18 protein-coding genes are annotated in these 18,489 nt (G+C 49.8%); 11 read left to right on the plus strand and 7 right to left on the minus strand.

Translation table 11 applies throughout. From position 1 onward, the window contains the following. Positions 1–121: 121 nt before the first annotated feature. The 5 genes from emrD to C7A19_RS03335 all read right to left on the minus strand — a co-directional run bounded on the left by emrD (position 122) and on the right by C7A19_RS03335 (position 4,690). Positions 122–1,330 (minus strand): multidrug efflux MFS transporter EmrD, encoded by a 1,209-nt coding sequence (gene emrD / locus C7A19_RS03315; protein WP_116644147.1) that lies wholly within the window; start codon positions 1,328–1,330, stop codon positions 122–124. 191 nt (positions 1,331–1,521) lie between these two features. Next, positions 1,522–1,983, minus strand: coding sequence for an isoprenylcysteine carboxylmethyltransferase family protein (locus C7A19_RS03320; RefSeq protein ID WP_077648806.1), 462 nt, complete (start codon positions 1,981–1,983; stop codon positions 1,522–1,524). A gap of 106 nt (positions 1,984–2,089) precedes the next feature. Continuing rightward, complete coding sequence (gene ribA, locus C7A19_RS03325; protein ID WP_069361270.1) at positions 2,090–2,695, minus strand: GTP cyclohydrolase II; 606 nt, start codon at positions 2,693–2,695, stop codon at positions 2,090–2,092. Between the two features lie 157 nt (positions 2,696–2,852). Beyond that, the gene (locus tag C7A19_RS03330; protein ID WP_069361271.1) at positions 2,853–3,410 is read right to left on the minus strand and encodes a sugar O-acetyltransferase; all 558 of its coding nucleotides are present in this window, start codon (positions 3,408–3,410) and stop codon (positions 2,853–2,855) included. Positions 3,411–3,415: 5 nt separating this feature from the next. Continuing rightward, positions 3,416–4,690: a patatin family protein gene (locus C7A19_RS03335; RefSeq protein ID WP_235614251.1), complete on the minus strand. Its 1,275-nt coding sequence runs from the start codon at positions 4,688–4,690 to the stop codon at positions 3,416–3,418. A 751-nt stretch (positions 4,691–5,441) separates the two neighbouring features. Between C7A19_RS03335 and C7A19_RS03340 the strand changes: the two genes are divergently transcribed. From C7A19_RS03340 to C7A19_RS03360, 5 genes are all read left to right on the plus strand, one after another. Further along, positions 5,442–6,929, plus strand: coding sequence for a sodium-dependent transporter (locus C7A19_RS03340; protein WP_077486212.1), 1,488 nt, complete (start codon positions 5,442–5,444; stop codon positions 6,927–6,929). After that, positions 6,926–7,027, plus strand: a complete 102-nt coding sequence (locus C7A19_RS03345; protein WP_100297978.1) for a MetS family NSS transporter small subunit — start codon at positions 6,926–6,928, stop codon at positions 7,025–7,027. Before C7A19_RS03340 ends, C7A19_RS03345 begins: the two co-directional genes overlap by 4 nt. Before the next feature lie 276 nt (positions 7,028–7,303). Beyond that, a complete protein-coding gene (locus tag C7A19_RS03350) occupies positions 7,304–8,023 on the plus strand; it encodes a response regulator transcription factor (RefSeq protein ID WP_069361274.1) in 720 nt (239 codons plus the stop codon). Further along, on the plus strand, positions 8,013–9,461 hold the full coding sequence (locus tag C7A19_RS03355) for an ATP-binding protein (protein WP_116644148.1): 1,449 nt from the start codon (positions 8,013–8,015) through the stop codon (positions 9,459–9,461). The genes C7A19_RS03350 and C7A19_RS03355 overlap by 11 nt, the downstream gene beginning before the upstream one ends. Beyond that, a complete protein-coding gene (locus tag C7A19_RS03360) occupies positions 9,461–10,726 on the plus strand; it encodes an ABC transporter substrate-binding protein (protein ID WP_235614252.1) in 1,266 nt (421 codons plus the stop codon). Before C7A19_RS03355 ends, C7A19_RS03360 begins: the two co-directional genes overlap by 1 nt. A gap of 82 nt (positions 10,727–10,808) precedes the next feature. Here C7A19_RS03360 and C7A19_RS03365 read toward each other — a convergent pair whose 3' ends face one another. Together C7A19_RS03365 and C7A19_RS03370 are read right to left on the minus strand one after the other, a co-directional pair. Continuing rightward, entirely contained in the window at positions 10,809–11,573 is a 765-nt protein-coding gene (locus C7A19_RS03365; protein WP_116644149.1) for a DeoR/GlpR family DNA-binding transcription regulator, read from the minus strand. Positions 11,574–11,634: 61 nt separating this feature from the next. Then, positions 11,635–12,369, minus strand: a complete 735-nt coding sequence (locus tag C7A19_RS03370; protein WP_077457905.1) for a glycerophosphodiester phosphodiesterase family protein — start codon at positions 12,367–12,369, stop codon at positions 11,635–11,637. 279 nt (positions 12,370–12,648) lie between these two features. Here C7A19_RS03370 and ugpB point away from each other — a divergent pair, with 279 nt between their 5' ends. From ugpB to C7A19_RS03400, 6 genes are all read left to right on the plus strand, one after another. Beyond that, on the plus strand, positions 12,649–13,953 hold the full coding sequence (gene ugpB / locus C7A19_RS03375) for a sn-glycerol-3-phosphate ABC transporter substrate-binding protein UgpB (protein WP_077648803.1): 1,305 nt from the start codon (positions 12,649–12,651) through the stop codon (positions 13,951–13,953). Between the two features lie 78 nt (positions 13,954–14,031). Next, on the plus strand, positions 14,032–14,913 hold the full coding sequence (ugpA, locus tag C7A19_RS03380; RefSeq protein ID WP_077658606.1) for a sn-glycerol-3-phosphate ABC transporter permease UgpA: 882 nt from the start codon (positions 14,032–14,034) through the stop codon (positions 14,911–14,913). Further along, positions 14,913–15,761: a sn-glycerol-3-phosphate ABC transporter permease UgpE gene (gene ugpE / locus C7A19_RS03385; RefSeq protein WP_077486206.1), complete on the plus strand. Its 849-nt coding sequence runs from the start codon at positions 14,913–14,915 to the stop codon at positions 15,759–15,761. Before ugpA ends, ugpE begins: the two co-directional genes overlap by 1 nt. Further along, positions 15,762–16,865, plus strand: coding sequence for a sn-glycerol-3-phosphate import ATP-binding protein UgpC (locus tag C7A19_RS03390; protein ID WP_116644150.1), 1,104 nt, complete (start codon positions 15,762–15,764; stop codon positions 16,863–16,865). 21 nt (positions 16,866–16,886) lie between these two features. After that, entirely contained in the window at positions 16,887–17,711 is an 825-nt protein-coding gene (locus C7A19_RS03395; protein WP_116644151.1) for an HAD-IIB family hydrolase, read from the plus strand. A gap of 190 nt (positions 17,712–17,901) precedes the next feature. Then, entirely contained in the window at positions 17,902–18,423 is a 522-nt protein-coding gene (locus C7A19_RS03400; RefSeq protein ID WP_069361282.1) for a hypothetical protein, read from the plus strand. Positions 18,424–18,489 lie beyond the last annotated feature (66 nt).

Consider the following 18,489-nt stretch of genomic DNA (forward strand, 5'->3'; position numbering starts at 1 on the left):
GTTGTGGATGCGACTGCTCTTCCCACGGTATCTAGATGTGAATACCCTGTCGCGGAGACATGACTAAGGGTTATCGGTGCAGACTGGTGCTGACTTCATGGAATAATCCCCGTTTGAATGATTACAGTACGGTCACAGAATCCGCGTCATCATGGGCTTGAGCGCGATAACTGATCACCAGTCCTAAGCTTGCCAGGGTCGCCAATGTCAGCATGATTATCCCTAACGACAATTGGCTCGCCACACCGAGGCTACTGGCCGCGAGTGTTACTAGGCCTGCCAATAGATTTTGCGCGCCGCCAAGAATGGCCCCTGCGGTACCCGCATGGTGAGGGAAAGGATTAATCGCCCCCGTACTGGCAGCCGGAAAGAGAATACCTGCGCCAGCAAAATACACACAGCCGCCACCGACCAACGCATAGAGTGAGACGTCACCGAGCATACCGGGTAAACCTATAACCCCTGCCCCTAACAAGGCTAAGACACCACCCAATGTCAGGGTAGGATAATACCCCATGCTCTCGGAAAGCCGACTCGACAGGCCTGACCCGACTAAGTAAGCCGGCAGGGGGACGACAAACAGCAAACTAATCACACTCGGAGATAACCCCAACGCATCTGACATGATCACGCCCGCCGCCGCCTCGAACAAAGACACACCGGAAAAAACGGTAATCAAGCATAGCAAATAGCCTTTGAACTGACGTGATCGCATCACATGACGATAGCGCGCGCCATAATGCCCAGGTTGCCGTAAATCAGCGGGCAAGGTCTCGCTAAAGCGCCAAGCCATAATGGTATAAACCAATACCGCGAGTAACAATAAGAAGAAATAACTGGCACGCCAATGTAAAGCCTCGGTTAAAAACCCTCCCAGAAGCGGGGCAACTAAGGGAGAAAAGATCAGTCCCATACTGACTAGGCTGTTGGCGCGGTGCAGTTTGGCTCCTGCAAAACAATCTCGGGTTAAGGTGCGCGCCATGGCACCGCCGCAGCCAATCCCCGCGCCTTGAACAATACTGCCCAGTAAAAATATCGCAAAGGAGGTCGCCAATAAGGTGATAGCCGTCCCGACTAAAAACAATGCTAACCCAAACAAGATAACCGGCTTGCGGCCGATGCGATCGGAGACAGGGCCATAAACAAACTGCGATAACCCATAGGGAATAAGATAACAAGCCATCACCGCTTGCAACCAAGCGGGCGATACGGCGAAGTCGTCCGCCATTGCACCGATGGATGGTACATACATGGTTTGGGTCATTTGCCCAACCGCCGCTAATAGAACGATCAATAGCAATAGCTTGCCCATAGGCATTGCCGAGGACATACCAGCACTCCTAAAAATAATTATGCGAAAATAAGTAAGGAATAGGTGGCGAGATTGAGGATAAAGGCCTAACCCACTCTGCCACCTAATGATAGACAGGCGAATGATAGGCTTTAAGAGAGCATGTCGCAATCAGAGTCGATCATAACGATCCCGATTCTTTATTATATTAAAGATTAGTTTATCTAATCCTAAAGCCAGCGTCGGACACGAGCTGCATAAGCGTCAAAATCATCAGGCCATTGGCGTGATAAACGGGCTTCTTCAGCAGGAATAAATGTGGCGGATAGGTAGGCCATAAAAGCGGGAATCATCCCCCAGCACCATAGCGCATTAAAATACAGCCCAGACGCAGCGATGATGAGTACCAACGCCAGATACATGGGGTTGCGGGTATAACGATAGATCCCAGTGGTCACCAACGCTGAAGGCATTTGCAGCGGATCAAGTGTGGTGTGATGGCGATGGAACGCCCATTTAGCTGCGGCTAATAACCCCACAGCTAAACCCAGAGGCAAGGCAGCCCAAATCGGCGCACCCAGCACCAGCGAAAAAGGAAAGAAATGGCTCAGTAATAAACCAATCGCAACCGCAATGAGCATCGCCACAGGGGGCAATGGGGGAAAGAGATAATGCCATGTTTGCACACGCATGACTCGTCCTTGAGCAATGACTGATATAATGGCAATAATGTAGCGAATATGGGCAGCGATTGTCACTGCCCTGCGAACAATTTAGCCCATTTTTATCGACGAATGTTTAATCTTGCTCAATATTGAGACGATGCTTGCCGTGCTCAATCTTTGCCTTAAGATAGTTACGATTACCGTCTTTAAGGTGGGCTTTGGTGCCAATCACTTCTTTGAGAGTAATCCCTGCCGCTTGTAGCTCTTCGATCTTTTTGGGGTTATTGGTAATCAAGCGAATACGGTGAGCGTCTAACGCTTTTAGCATCTGCGCCGCTTCGGAAAAATCACGCAAATCATCGGCAAACCCCAAGTGGTTGTTCGCTTCATACGTCGTCATCCCTTCGCTTTGTAGCTTGTAGGCATCCAGCTTGTTATACAGCCCTATCCCGCGCCCTTCTTGGCGCAAATAAAGAATAATACCGCCATCTTCACCCATCTTTTGGATGGTTTCTTCAAGTTGCTCACCACAATCGCATCGAGAGGAATGGAAGACATCACCGGTTAAACACTCGGAATGCATACGAACTAAAGGCGGATCAGCTTTCTTATCGGCTTGTTGGAAAATTAGCGCGACGTGCTCTTGCTCAGATTCTAAACCATGGAAGGAAAGGATCTCTGCTGGGATCTGACTTCCCACCCCGACTTTCAACGGCACTCGGGCCCTAACTTTAACCATTCTGCGTCTATCTCTTACTGCTGATACCCGATTGAGGGCGCTAACATTACTACACCCACATCAGTATGCCAATTCAAAAATGTTATATTATAACATTTATAGGGAGGATGCGATAACATCGTGTTGGGAGGCACCTGTCGCGTTGTCTCTACCCTCATCACTGCAAACGCCGCACCACCGCAGCCGGATTACCAGCCACAATAGAAAAGGGTTCGATGTCCGCATCAACCACTGATCCGGCTTCAATCACTACCCCTTCACCGATCGCCGCACCCGCTTTTATCACGGTATTTCCCTCGATGATGACGTTATTACCGATGATGACATCTTGAGAGGACTCGCATTCACCGCGGGCAATGTCTAGCGGCAATACGCGATGACGCGTGGTATAGATCCCCACGTTAGGGCCAATACTCACATTATCGCCAATACTGACGTGCGCGCCGTCTAAAATGGTGCAATTGGGACCGACGCTTACATTACTGCCAAGATGAATATTCATCCCATAATGGCAAAAGAAAGGCGCATCGATTTCAACGTTATCACCAATACGGGCGAATAGCTTGGTGGTTACCACGGCTAAACTGGCGGCATCTTCAGGATCAAGCCGATTAAACTGTTGGCAAAGTCGACGCGCGGCATATCGAAACAAAGTTAGCTCTTCGTCCGCGGGACAATAAGGCAGGCCGCGTTGCATTTTTTCAAACTCTGTCATCGGCGCTACCCTTGATGCGGCATTGGTAACGACGTTGACTCAAAGCCGGGGTTATCCACTGTCGACAAAGAGACCAGCGAGTCACCGTATTCACGCAAGAATTGGTTTCCCAGCGAGGCCCCCAGCTGATAGTCGGCTTCTAATGCCGCCGGCTTACTCAGCAAGGCACTGCTTTGCAGCGGCGCGCTCGGCGCAATTTGCACTATCTGAGCACGCGCTGGCGGTGACGCCAAAAACTGCAGTTCACTTTGGTAGCTTTGGTAATGCGTGGTCAGCATCTTGAGCATTTCCGTATTCAATGGTTTGCCCGATAAAGACTGCAACCGATAAATCGTGTCACCACCAAACAGCCAACGACCACCATTTTGCATCGCTTTTTCTTTCATGCTGTCGCGCACACGATTAACCAGTTGCTCGCGGCTAGACTTATAGCGCTCTGATAGTTCCCCGAGCTGCTTACTCAGCTCTTTCTGGAAGGTTTCAAAGCGGGCGAGTCGATATTTCGACTCAAAATTTGATAGATAGTCGGAGAGCTTAAATTGCGGTCTTTTCGTCTCAAAGCGTTCGCGCAGTGTCTCAAGAAAGCGGCGGTTTTCGTCATCGCGCTTTTCTTGCTCTATCACAGGCTCGGTACGTACAACCACAATAATATCTGCCCCGCGCGCGAACGCCTCCTTTACCGGGATCGCCGCGGTGACACCGCCATCGACATAGCGGTGTGTCCCGATAGTCACCGGGTGCGGGTAAAGAAGCGGTATCGCACAGGTCGCTTTCAGAGCATCTGGCCAGCTGTCTTCTGTCAGTGAGAAAAAGGCCGGTTGCAATGTATCAACGTCTGTCGCACACGCGTAGGCATAGCGGCTTTGCAGGTGGCGCCGCGCGGCTTCCATATCTAACGCGGTTTCTTTGCCCGGCAAGGCCGTATCGAGCGCCCAATCCAAGTCCATGTAATGCTGGCGACGCACATACTTCATCAAATGGAAGAAGCGCTCTTGCGTGGTGAGCTGCGTAATAAAGCGGTAGCCATATTGATATTGCTGACACACATACGCGCTCATATTAAGCGCCCCCGCCGAGGTGCCAAAATAAAGCTCAAAAGGATCAAATTGGTGGGTTAAAAAAGCATCTAGCACACCGGCTGTAAAAATGCCTCGTTGTCCGCCCCCTTGAAGCACTAGGGCAATGCGCTGCGGCCGCGCGCGCGTCCCGCTCTGTGCACTAGCGGTCAACGCGTTGTCGGTCAATACCGTTGGCTGCACGGCTTGATTAGTTTCTACCACGTTCGCCCCTTACCATCACACTTAGCGTTATGCTTATGTTTTATTGAATATTTTTAGTTAGCTATAGCTCATAGTCTAACGCGTCGTGTGATACTGTGCTAGCGCTTAGCGCGCCGTGGCATCGTTATCGAGCTAGCGGCCACCTCGGTGATGTTTATGCCAGCACCGCCACGGCGGCAAATGTAAAAATAAGGCCGAGTGCGCAGGCTGTCGTCAGCAATGCATAAGTGAGGGTCGTATTCATGATGTTCTCCTAGATGATCACGCTGCTATAACAAGTATAAACCATGTTTAGTGTGCGTCTTTGTTGCCTAAAATTCTGCTAATGAGATCATGTTTTTTGGCGCTGTGGCACGGGCTCGATACGTATTCCCGTTGTTTTTTTCATCAATTGGCGACCGACAAAAAATAACCATTAATCACCAGTTATTGACAATTTAGACAGCTCATTTAACTACTTTATCGCAAAAAGACATGATTTATATCTGCCTATATGCACAGATAGCAGGTTAACCCCCATTTTCTTGCTAACTTGTTGGTTTTAAGGCTATTGATTTAGCCTCACGCTGTGCTTAATGTGCAATGACTGCCCGCTTTAGATAAAAAATTCAACATTCGGGCAACAGGAAGTTAAAAATCAATATTGCGGGAATGTGCTATTTCTTTCATATCGACCCAAAAAACGCAGCCTCACAACACTGCATATTTGGATGGACGTAAAGAAAGGCGATTCGCAAAGGAGTAAGTAGATATGAAAAGAGAACAATGGGGCTCACGCGCTGGGTTTATCTTGGCTGCCGTGGGGTCAGCAGTCGGCCTAGGGAATATTTGGCGGTTCCCTTACATGGCCTATGAGAACGGTGGCGGGGCCTTTTTTATTCCATACCTTTTCGCCATGCTCACCGCGGGTATTCCATTTATGATTATGGAATTTGGGCTAGGGAAAAAACTGCGCGGCTCATCGCCCGTGGTCTTTTCCAAGCTCAATACCAAATTTGAATGGCTGGGATGGTTTCAAGTTTTAATCGCGGCAACCATCGGGATTTACTACGTGGCCGTGATTGGCTGGGCCATTTCCTACTTTGGCTTTTCGTTTGGCCAAGATTGGGGCACGGATACCAACGCGTTCTTCTTCTCCGATTACCTAAAACTCGGGGAAAACTCTCCCACCAGCTTGGGTGATTGGCAGTGGCACATCGCGATTCCAATGATCATCGCTTGGGCTATCACCTATGCAGCGGTTTTCCGTGGCGTGAAAGGCGGCATAGAGAAAGCCAGCAAAATCATGATGCCTTTGCTATTTATCATGGTGTTGTTGCTCATTGGCCGCGTGGTAATGCTGCCTGGTGCACTAGATGGTTTAAACTATCTGTTCTCGCCTGACTTTAGCAAATTGGCCGATGCCAGTGTGTGGTCCGCCGCCTACGGGCAGATCTTCTTCACACTGTCAGTGGGCTTTGCCATCATGCTTGCCTATTCTAGTTATTTGCCAGAAAAGTCTGACGTCAACAATAACGCCTTGATGACGGTGTTGATCAACTGTGGTTTCTCGATTGTCGCCGGCGTGCTGATCTTCTCCATTCTTGGTTATATGGCCGCGGAGCAAAGCAAAGGGATCACCGACGTGGTCAGTGGTGGGGTTGGTCTAGCGTTCGTCACGTTACCCGCGGCGATTAATCTGCTCCCTATCCCTTATATTCTTGGCCCACTGTTCTTCCTGGCGTTGGTTGTTGCTGGCTTGAGTTCGCACATTTCCATCATCGAAGCCGTCACGTCATCCATCATGGACAAACTCAATGTGACTCGCCAAAAAGCGGCGACAGCCGTCTGTGGTGTGGGCTTTGTCGTCTCAATGGCGTTCGCCACCAACGGCGGTTTGTTGCTGCTAGATTTGGTCGATTACTTTGTTAACAACGTTGCACTGCTCACAAGCTGCTTGCTTGAGCTACTCTTGGTCGGCTGGCTGGTTAAACTATCAGACATCCGTCAATATGCTAACCGTATCTCTGAGTTCAGCGTGGGACAGTGGATGGAAATTTGTATCCGCTTTATCAGCCCCATTATGCTGGCGGTGATCTTGGTGAAAAACCTGATTGACACCTTCAACGAAGGCTACGGCGGTTACGCACAATTCGAATTACTGACCCTAGGTTGGGGCTTGGTCGCTGCCATGCTTGTGGTAGGGATTATCGTTAATAGCACCACACCCCCTGCTCGCGATATGGAGACAGACGCATGACAACAGGCGCAATTATCATGATGCTTATCGGCTTTGCCGTCACTTGGGGTGGCGCGGCTTTATGTATTCGTAAAGCCATGCACAGCAATAGCGAATAGCGAATAGCGCGTCACGGTTCATAACACACTGTGATGTCAACCAAAGCCCTCTTCAATGGAGGGCTTTGTCTTTTTCACGCTCTCGCGTCGTCATGCGATGCACTATCTGCCTTTTTATACCTTTACCCCTCCTGGGTGTCTGCTCTGACATCATCACCAATACGGCTATCAACAAGTCGCTGATTATTTACACAAAGTGCGGCTTTGTTTGTAGCATCTCAACGATAAAGCACCGATAATGGGGACACTGACTATAACAACGAGGACAATGGCGATATGGCTTCAGCCAAACGCATCTTAGTGGTCGACGACGATGTCGAAATTCGTGAGCTTCTCCAAGCTTACCTCACCAAAGCGGGTTACGAAGTCATGACCGCGCAAAACGGTCATGAGATGCAAACTAAACTGGCTGTCCAATACCCGGATTTAATTTTACTCGACGTGATGCTTCCAGGGGATGATGGCTTTACCCTGTGCAAAAGTATTCGGAAAGATTCGAGTGTGCCTATCATCATGCTCACCGCCGTGTCAGACGAAACCGATCAAATTGTAGGGTTAGAGTTAGGCGCCGATGACTATATCGCCAAGCCCTTTAGTCCGCGCCAATTGATCGCCCGTATTCGTGCATTACTACGTCGCACCCAGCAATTACAGGAAACGACTTTGTCCCGACCCAAAGCGATTCGGTTCGGCCAGTGGCGTCTTGAGCCTGCCACCCAGCAATTGCATCACGTTGTCACTGGTATGGAAATAGAGTTGTCGGCGTCTGATTATGCCCTGCTGATGTTGTTTATCGACCACCCACACCAATTGCTCGATCGTAATGCGATTAGCCAAGCGACACGAGGCCGCGATGCTCAGGCGCAAGAGCGTGGCATCGATGTACAAGTTAGCCGCTTACGCCAGCGCTTACGTGATACTGGCAAAGCGAACTTGATTAAAACCGTGCGTGGTGCGGGTTATATGTTTGTGGCTGAGATCCAATATGAATCATGACTGGCTAGAAAAGCTGATCCCCCGTTCTTTGCTTTCCAGAACCCTGCTATTAACGCTGCTATCCGTGGTCTTAGCACAAGGGATCGCGACGTCAATCTGGTATACCCAGTCAAAGCGAACCCAGCTAGAGGGATTAGAGTCCGCATCGGCGAGCTTGGCTAACATGTTTGCCTCAACCACCACCTTTTTTCAATCCTTGCCCGTTGCTTACCGGCATGTTGCGCTTAACCAGTTAAGGAATATGGGCGGGACACGGTTTTTTGTCTCCTTCAACAAAGAAAAAATCGAAATCACGCCCATTGAAGAGACACAGGCGAAAAAAGTCGCGACCCGCACCGTATCGGGCATTCTCCATGAGCAGCTCCCGTCATTGAATACGATTGATGTTGATTTTTCGCGCCCTGAAACCTTACGCGTGCTGAATAACGACATTTTATTGCAAGACTTGCCCAAGTCCTGGGCACATCACACGTTAAGTTTAGAGCCATTAAACCCACCCATTTTGGTGGTACAAATGGAGCTGAAACAAGATGAGTGGATCTATATCGCCGCGTTGTTGCCTGCGCCCTATGTGACGCTCGACGACACCCTGATTACCGCCGATCAAGTGGTCTTTATTGTGGTGATCACTGCGCTATTACTGTTTTTTACTTACATCTTGATTCGCCAGCAAGCTCGACCATTGAAACGACTCGCTAAAGCAGCAAACTTATTTAGCACCGATATCGAGCAGCCACCGCTTAAGGAAGAAGGCGCGGCTGAAATCGCGATTGTGACACGAGCGTTTAACCGTATGCAGCGTCGCTTACAACGCCACCTCCGTGAGCGTGAGACCTTATTCCGCTCCATGTCGCATGATTTAAAAACGCCCATCACCCGCTTACGTTTACGGGCAGAATTAATCAATGACGACGTACAAGCAGCGAAGCTCAATAAAGATTTAGATGATCTTGAAATCATGGTTAAAGGCGCGGTACAAACCGTCAGAGACACCGATATCCATGAGAACATGGCGGCTATTGATGTCATTGATTTCTTGGCGATGATTGTCGAACCACACAATCAAAACCGTATCCGAGTCAGTATTGAAAGTGACGCGGTGCCTCCGTTTACTTGCAAGCCACTCGCCTTTAAACGCTGCTTATCCAATTTAATTGATAATGGTGTGAAATACGGCGATAAAGTGACGATTTACGTCATGGACGCCAAACACACATTAGATATTACCCTGATTGACGAAGGGCCAGGTATTCCTGAGCAAGCGCTCGACTCAGTGTTTGACCCTTATGTACGCTTACACGATGATAACGACGGTTCCGGGCTTGGTTTGGGGATTGCACGCGATATCATCCACGCGCATGGCGGAGATATGGTGCTTAGTAACCGCAGTGAAGGTGGCCTGCAAGTTGATATCAGTTTTCCGCGGGTAGAAGAATAATGGCACGCTTAAATAAATACCTCTCTCACTGGATCATCAGTGGCATGCTTGCCACCTACAGCCTTGCAGTGTCCGCCAGTGATGTTGAAGTTTTACACTGGTGGACATCTGCCGGTGAAGCCAAAGCCGCCTCAGTCTTGCGAGAAGGTATTGAGCAAAGAGGCCATCAATGGCAAGACTTCGCGGTCGGTGGTCGCGCAGGGATAAGCGCGATGAACACCCTGAGGATCCGTGCCATCAGTGGTAACCCGCCCCTTGCGGCACAAATCAAAGGGCCAGAGATCACCGAGTGGGCCCGTTTAGGCTTTTTACGCAACCTCAATGAGATTGCGGAAGCGGAACACTGGGAAGATAAAATCCCTGCCCCACTACGTGATGTCATGCAGTACCAAGGTAACTATGTAGCGGCGCCCATCAATATTCACCGCGTGAATTGGCTGTGGGTCAACTTAAGCGCCTTTGAAGCGGCCAATGCCGACATCCCGACCGACTTTGATAGCTTTTTTGCTGCCGCCGATAAACTGCAGCAAGCAGGCTATATCCCACTCGCCTTAGGCGGCGAGCCATGGCAGGTCGCGACACTTTTCGACAGTTTGGCGCTATCAGTGTTGGGACCACAAGATTATCAACGAGCCTTTTTAGACTTTGACCGCAAAGCGCTGCTGAGTGACGATGTGGTTAAAGCCTTTACCCTGTTGGCGAAGATGCGCCAATACGTGGATGACTCAGGCCAAGGGCGCAACTGGAGCGACACCACACGCCTGCTCATTGAAAATCAAGCGGGTATGCAAGTGATGGGTGATTGGGCTAAAGGCGAGTTTTTTGCCGCCAACCAACAAGAAGGCAACGCCTTTACCTGTGTCGCCTTCCCGGGAACAAAAAAAGCCTTTAGTTACAACGTCGACAGCTTTGTGTTTTTCAAACCCAATAATCAAAGTGAGCGACAAAGCCAAACAGACATGGCCTCGTACCTACTCACACCACAGTTCCAGCGTGACTTTAACCGTTACAAAGGCTCGTTGCCTATTCGGTTTGATGTACCCCTCCCCCAGGGGGACCGATGTGCACAGCAATCGCGTGATGCGTTTATTTATGCGCAAGAGAATGGCACCTTAAGCCCCAGCATGTCACACGGTCTTTCTACAACACGTTATGTACAAAGCGCGGTGTTCGATGTGATTAATGAGTTCTTCTATAACCCTGAGCAAACGCCGCGTGAAGCCACCGAGGCACTGTATCGCGCGATTTTATCCGCGCAAGCGTGATCCCCGCTATGGTTTATCGCCACACAGGTATAGCCAGCCCTTCTCAACCGGTAATTGGCGCTTGCGTAGGGCTGGGATCGCGCTAGTCACAAGGAATAAAAGCGATATCTGGCGGCAGCGTCGAATAGTTGCTCAGTACATCGTTAGTGAACACATAGTCGAACTGACTTAAGGTTGTCACTTTCACCGGTGCGCTGCGCTGCCACTTTGACCCATCTGCCACCAACCAGCGCGCACTCGCCGCGCTAAGCATGGTGTCACTGACATCTGCTTCATCGGGTGAAAACTCACACACCCATCCCTCTTCATTGACCGCCGCACAGCCGATAATGGCGATATCCGGTTGGAAACGGGACAGGAACTGAAGCACTGAGTGGCCAACCATGTCTTGGTCATTGGCGCGCAACTTCCCCCCTGCCAGCCAAATATCAAGGTCGGGGTTCGCCCCCAAAATGTGCGCGATCTGGACGTTATTGGTGATCACGCGAAGGTTGCGTCTTGTTAAGAGCTGCTCAGCAATCGCAGAAACCGTGGTCCCTATCCCGAGCATCACTGTCGCCCCCTCAGGAATGTGCTCGGCCACGGCCCGTGCAATCGCCGTTTTCACACCACTGTGCCGTTGCAAACGGCGCTGGTAATCGCTATTGACATGCGCAGAGGGCATATTAATGCCACCATGGTGACGTCGAGCTAAGCCCAGCGCACAAAGCTGATTAATATCACGACGAATCGTCTGCGTCGTAACCGAAAACTGCGTGGCTAAATCATCCGTTTCTAGGTGCTCTGTTTTTGCTAATTGCGCTAATATTTCGCGCTGACGCCAATTTAACTCTGCCTCTTGTGGCACGTATGCTCCTTGCTATCAGAAAATGCTCGACCGCTCATCGACCGAGTCGTTTAACCCTGTGTTAGCACGGGTGTGTTAAGTATTTGCCCGGGTCGTCGGTGATCATCATATCTACGCCCCAAGCCCATAACGTGTCAACTTCAGCTGGCTCATTAGGGGTATAACACTTCAATACTAAACCTGATTCTTTCACGGATTTCGCTTTGTCTTGCGTGAGGTGGCGATAGTTGCAGTGAATACTAAACGTCGCTAAGTCCCGAAACTCATGCCAATTGTCAGGGATCGTTTCCCATAAAATCGCCCGCGCTAACTCAGGCATTTCATCACGAACAATCGCGAGTGCTTCAAGAGAAAAAGACGAGACTAATACCTTCTCGGTGCTGATAGGGCTTGCCGACAAGCAAGCAAATATCGCGCGGCATAAGGCAGGAATATCGCTATCCGGGTAGGTTTTTATCTCAAGGTTGATATGAAGTGCATCACGGTGCGCTTGGGCTAAAACGGCCGCGAGCGTGGGTACCCTTTCATACCCAAACACGGGTGAAAAATGTCCGCCTGCATCAAGCTGCTGCAAGTCTGCCAAGGCGGTATCTTTTAGCGCCCCTGTCCCATTCGTGCAACGTAACAAAGTGTGGTCATGAAACACCACGGGCACCCCGTCTCGGGTCAATTGCACATCGACCTCCACCCAGCTTAATCCCATCTCTCGCACCTTTGAAATAGACGCTAACGTATTCTCTGGTGCATGAGCGGCGACACCTCGATGCCCGCATAATTGTTGTGGTGCGATTTTCATTTGAACAGTCTCATTTCAATCGGTCATTCGGGTATTGTAGGACAGCGTTCACCGTATTGTCTCGCGTAACTATGACAGTGTTTTTACGAATAAGTGGTTGCGGTTACAGCATTTTCATCATCAAAACACGCTCTATTTAACATTTTTTTCACACAACATGAGACGGCGGTCAAAAGTCATACAATTGTCATCTCCCTTTTCGTTTGGGTTCATATTATGTTCATTTTTGTTCATTAAGTTGCCGAATGAACATTACCCAATCCTCAAAAGGAGTGACGCATGAAAACCCAACGCTTAACCGCGCTTTCTTCGGCCCTGTTGCTGGCCTCTTTTTCTGCCAACGCGACAACCGAAATCGAATGGTGGCACGCAATGGGCGGAAATCTTGGCGAAAAAGTGAATGAAATTGCCGAGAAGTTCAATGCCAGTCAGGATGACTATTCCGTCAAACCCGTCTACAAGGGTAACTATACCGAAACCATGACAGGCGCCGTATCGGCATTCCGCGCCAACAAGCAACCTCATATCGTCCAGGTGTTTGAAGTCGGCACCGCGACCATGATGTCAGCAAAAGGAGCGGTGTACCCTGTCTATGAGCTGATGGAAAATGCTAACGTCCCGTTTGACCAATCTGACTACCTCTCTTCTGTCACGGGTTATTATTCAGATGAAGATGGCAATATGCTGTCGATGCCGTTTAATAGCTCAACGCCCGTGTTGTATTACAACAAAGACCTATTTGCTAAAGCTGGCGTTAATCCTCCCAAAACCTGGGAAGAGGTTGAGCAAGTATCTGAGAAACTGCTTGCCAATGGTGCTCAGTGCGGCTTCACGACTGGTTGGCAATCTTGGGTACAAATTGAAAACCTCGGCGCTCGCCACAATGCCCCCATTGCCACCAATGACAATGGCTTTAGCAGTGTCGATAACAAGATGCTGATTAACCAGTCTCCGTTTGTGGATCACATTGCCAAAATGGCGGATTGGCAACAGGCTGGCATTTTTGAATATGGCGGTCGCCGCTCTGACAGTGCTCCGCTGTTCTACAGTGGTGAATGTGCCATGTATATGAACTCGTCAGCGTCTTATGCCGGTGTGCGTGAAAGCGTGAAAGATTTCGAGTTTGGTGTGGCGAAACTCCCTTACTGGGACAAAGCCGTTGAGCAGCCAAGAAATACCATCATCGGTGGCGCAACGCTTTGGGTTCTACAAGGCCACGAGTCAGAAGAGTATAAAGGCGTCGCCCAGTTCTTCTCCTTCTTGTCTCAACCTGAAATCCAAGCCGACTGGCACCAGTTCACCGGTTACTTACCCATTACCCACGACGCCTATGAGCTAAGCAAGAAGCAAGGCTTTTATGCCAAAAACCCAGGCACGGACATCGCAATTAAGCAGATGACCGAGGTCGAACCAACGCCTGCTTCGAAAGGGATCCGCTTAGGTAACTTCGTGCAAATCCGTGACGTGATTAACGAAGAGCTTGAGACTGTATGGTCCGGCGATCAATCGGCTCAAGAAGCGCTGGATGAAGCCGTTGAGCGCGCTAATGGCTTGCTTTCAAAGTTTGCGAAAGCTAATCAATAGACAGTTAATTCCTTCCATAAAAAACCTTGTTGTATGACGGAGCGGTATAAACTGCCGCTCCACTTTTTGAGAAAGCCTATGTCCAATAAACCCACATTTAATCATTGTGCGTTTCCCATTTTACTACTCGCGCCTCAATTGCTGATCACCTTTATCTTTTTTATCTGGCCAGCGGCGCAGGCAGTATGGCAATCCACCTTGTTGGAAGATCCATTCGGTCTCAGTACCGAGTTTGTCGGTGGCGAAAACTTCACTGAGTTGCTGGGAGACGCCAGCTATTATCGCTCTTTTTTGACCACCTTATTATTTAGTTTTTCTGTTGCAGGCATCGCACTGCTATCGGCGCTTGTGCTGGCGGTGATGGCCGATCGAGTCATTAAAGGGGCGGCAGGCTATAAAACGCTATTGGTATGGCCCTACGCCGTCGCTCCCGCTGTCGCAGGGGTGCTGTGGTTATTCATGTTCAATCCCACTGTCGGTGTATTGGCCCATGCGCTAAAAGCCATGGGTTTAGACTGGAATCCGTTTATCCATTCTGGCGATGCCATGACCATGGTGATCATTGCCGCCACATGGAAGCAGATTAGCTACAACTTCCTCTTCTTCCTCGCCGGGCTACAATCCATCCCACGCTCATTGGTGGAAGCGGCAGCCATCGACGGCGCCGGACCGGTAAAACGCTTTTTTACCATCATTTTCCCATTGCTCTCTCCGACCTCTTTTTTCCTATTGGTCGTGAACTTGGTGTACGCCTTTTTCGAAACCTTTGGGGTGATTCATGCCATGACACAAGGTGGGCCCGGGCAATCCACCACGACGCTGGTTTATAAAGTGTATGCAGACGGCTTTGTCGGCCTCAATATGGGATCATCCGCCGCGCAATCCGTGGTGTTGATGATCCTCGTGGGCGCATTAACCGTGATTCAGTTTAAATATGTTGAAAAGAAGGTGGCTTACTAATGGTTGAACGTCGCCCTTGGCTTACTGTGTTCTCGCATTTGGTGTTGATTTTAGGGGTGGCCTCGGTTGCACTCCCTGTGTGGCTAGCGTTAACCGCTGCGACCCATGACAGCAGCGCCTTTGTCAGTGGTGTCACGCCGTTATGGTTTGGTGACAAAGGCTTATCTGTGTTCAAAGAGGTATTAACCGAAGGGACATCCCGAGAGTTAAATATTTCCGTGGCCGGCATGCTGTGGAATTCATTTTTAATGGCGATGGGTATATCGATCGGCAAACTGGCTATTTCTATTTTATCGGCCTATGCGGTGGTGTATTTTCGCTTTCCGGGTCGGATGTTGGCATTTTGGGTGATTTTTATGACCCTGATGCTGCCCGTGGAGGTGCGCATTATGCCTACGTTCCAGGTCATTGCCGACCTGAACATGCTCAACTCGATGTCGGGACTGACCATTCCACTCATCGCCAGTGCTACCGCGACCTTTTTGTTCCGTCAGTTTTTTATGACGGTCCCTGGCGAAATGCTTGAAGCCGCGCGGATTGATGGCGCGGGCCCGTTCAAGTTTTTCAAAGACATCCTGCTCCCTCTCTCGCGTACCAATATCGCCGCGCTGTTTGTGATCACCTTCATATACGGTTGGAACCAGTACCTTTGGCCGATATTGATCACCACGGATGATGAGTATTACACCATTGTGATGAGTATTCAGCGCATGCTGTCGGTCGGCGACGGTGAAGTGGAATGGAATCGCGTAATGGCAACAACCCTAATGGCCATGCTACCACCCGTACTCGTGGTGCTTGGCATGCAAAAACTCTTTGTGAAAGGCTTAGTGGAAACGGAGAAGTAAATGGCAACGGTAACCCTAGAACAAATGGCAAAGACCTACCCTAATGGGTTTAAAGCCATTCACGGCGTCGACTTATCAGTGAAAGATGGCGAAATGATTGTGTTGGTGGGGCCCAGCGGCTGTGGCAAATCAACCTTACTGCGCATGATTGCCGGCCTCGAGGCGATTTCCAGCGGCCAATTGGTCATTGACGATAAAAAAGTGAATGATCTTGAGCCCGGCGAACGCGATATTGCCATGGTGTTTCAAAACTATGCGCTCTATCCACACATGAGTGTATTCGACAATATGGCCTATGGCCTTAAAAACCGCGGGACACCCAAAGCGACCATTCAACAGCTTGTGACCGAGGTTGCGACGATGCTCGAGCTAGAACACCTACTCGACAGACGGCCCAATCAGTTGTCCGGTGGACAGCGACAACGGGTGGCAATGGGCCGTGCAATTGTGCGTCGTCCCAAGGTTTTTCTCTTTGATGAGCCGTTATCCAACCTTGATGCTAAACTACGTGTACAAATGCGTTTAGAAATCAAAAGTTTGCAAAGGAAGCTGAATACCACTGCCGTTTATGTTACCCACGACCAAGTTGAAGCGATGACCCTCGCGGACCGCTTAGTGGTATTGAATGGTGGTAACGTTGAGCAAATTGGTACACCGTTAGACGTTTACGATGCACCGGCTAGCTTGTTTGTCGCCACGTTTATTGGCTCTCCAGCGATGAATATTGTCGAGGGTCAAATCGACGGTGATGTCCTCTCGATAGGTAAACACGTTTTGGCGGCGTGTCAGGACGTTGATACACAATCCGTGTCCGTCGGGTTGCGGCCCGAGCATTTAAAAGTGGTATCGGCCGATCAGGCCAGTTTTACGCTTGCAGTCACCTTGACCGAGTCTTTAGGGGCTGATTTGCTGGTTTATGGTCATATAACCGATACCGATAGCTTCATCACACTGCGTTTAGAGGGGCACAGTAAGGTTGTTGAAGGCGATAAACTTCCCTTGACGATTTCCCCTGACGACCTCCACGTATTTGACAATGAACAAGGGAAACGACTGACTCTTAATTTGCGTCAGGTTAATCATCGCCATGTGGCGGCTATTTAATTAACGAGGATCGCGACACCTATGCCGAATCAGTGTTTGCCCATCTCGTCAATGCATGATCACGCCACACGCTGGCGTGACGTGCAATGGCTATTTACTGACGTGGATGACACCTTGACATGGAAAGGTGAGCTGCCCTGGCAAACCCTGAAGGCGATGGCCGATCTCCGTGAAGCCGGCATTCACGTTGTCCCTGTTACTGGCGCGTGCGCTGGCTGGGGCGATCACATGATTAACGCGTGGCCCGTTGATACGGTGATCAGCGAAAACGGTGGGGTGATCCTATGGCAAGAAAACGGTCAGCGCTTCACGAAAATCAATCAAGCCGCTCGCCAACAACAAGCCGCCCTCGTGGACTGGGTAAACCGCTTACTTCAGCGCTATCCAGATCGCGCACTTGCTGCGGATCAGCCTTATCGCCTTTGTGAAGTAGCGGTTGATATTGGCCAGCATACGTCACGTGCATCCACCGATGAGATCAATGCATTGCTCGCCGAGTTTCATGGACAAGGTATTAATGCAACAGCCAGCTCGATTCACATTAATGCTTGGTTCGGTACCCATAGTAAGCGACGCGCAGCGCAAGCATGGTTAGAGCGTTACAATGTCACTGGTGGGCAGGCTCAGCAACGCGCGGCGTTTATTGGCGATTCACCGAACGACAGTGACATGTTTGCCCACTTTCCTCTGAGCGTCGGCGTTGCGAATATTTCTCCTCACCTTCCAGCATTGACCACCGCGCCAACTTGGATCACGGATGCGCCGGGAGGGTTTGGTTTTGCCGAATTTACCCGCCAGTGGCTGTCGGTATTGTCGAACCAGCAAGGCATGTCACGCGCTAACTGAGCGTGATGTCACAGCTTTTCTGCTACAGGGCTTTTTATATCAATGTGTTATTTAACTTTGTCACTGGCTCGTTCTACAATATCCGCGTTTTATCATTCACAAAGATGCCCAAACCTCATTGTTTGCGCCCCGCACACGGTTAGTGCGTATAATCATAAAGCGCAAACACGATAACGATTAGGATAATGTTATGAAACGCTATGCCCTTGCACTGGTCGCGGCACTATTGCCAATAATGTCAAACGCTGCCCCTATCAAAAATGCAGACTGTTATTCGGCCAAATATCATGATTATGTGGATGCATCGATCAATTGGTACCAAGCGCTGGTCGATATGACAGTAAAAAAAGATCCGACACTGGATGAGGTCGCCGCGTGGTTCTTGAAAGGCCGAAAAAATCACTTCAATCTCAATGCACAAGCTTTTGATTATTATCTAGAAAATGACAGTGCCAAGCTCAATTTGGAAGCGCCGGTGGAGTCTTGGCTAAAACTAAGTCAAGAAGACGTAAAAACGCTCGCGCAAAGCTCATTGCCACCCTCAACGCTGGCTGAAAAAGTGTTTAACTTTCGCCAAGGCGAAGCCATGGACGGAAACTATACCCTTCGCAGTGCACTGGCTGATCTGCTAAGCCATCCAAAAGAGATTGACAAGGCGCTCAATCAGTATAATGACCAAATGAACAGTATTAACCAACGTCAGTGTCAGTAAACACGCTCTCATGTAAGAGCCAGCAATCGCTGGCTCCTCTTATCAACTCTACTCTCTATCGCGTGC

This window comes from Salinivibrio sp. HTSP (assembly GCF_003390965.1).
Taxonomy (GTDB): Bacteria; Pseudomonadota; Gammaproteobacteria; order Enterobacterales; family Vibrionaceae; genus Salinivibrio; species Salinivibrio kushneri.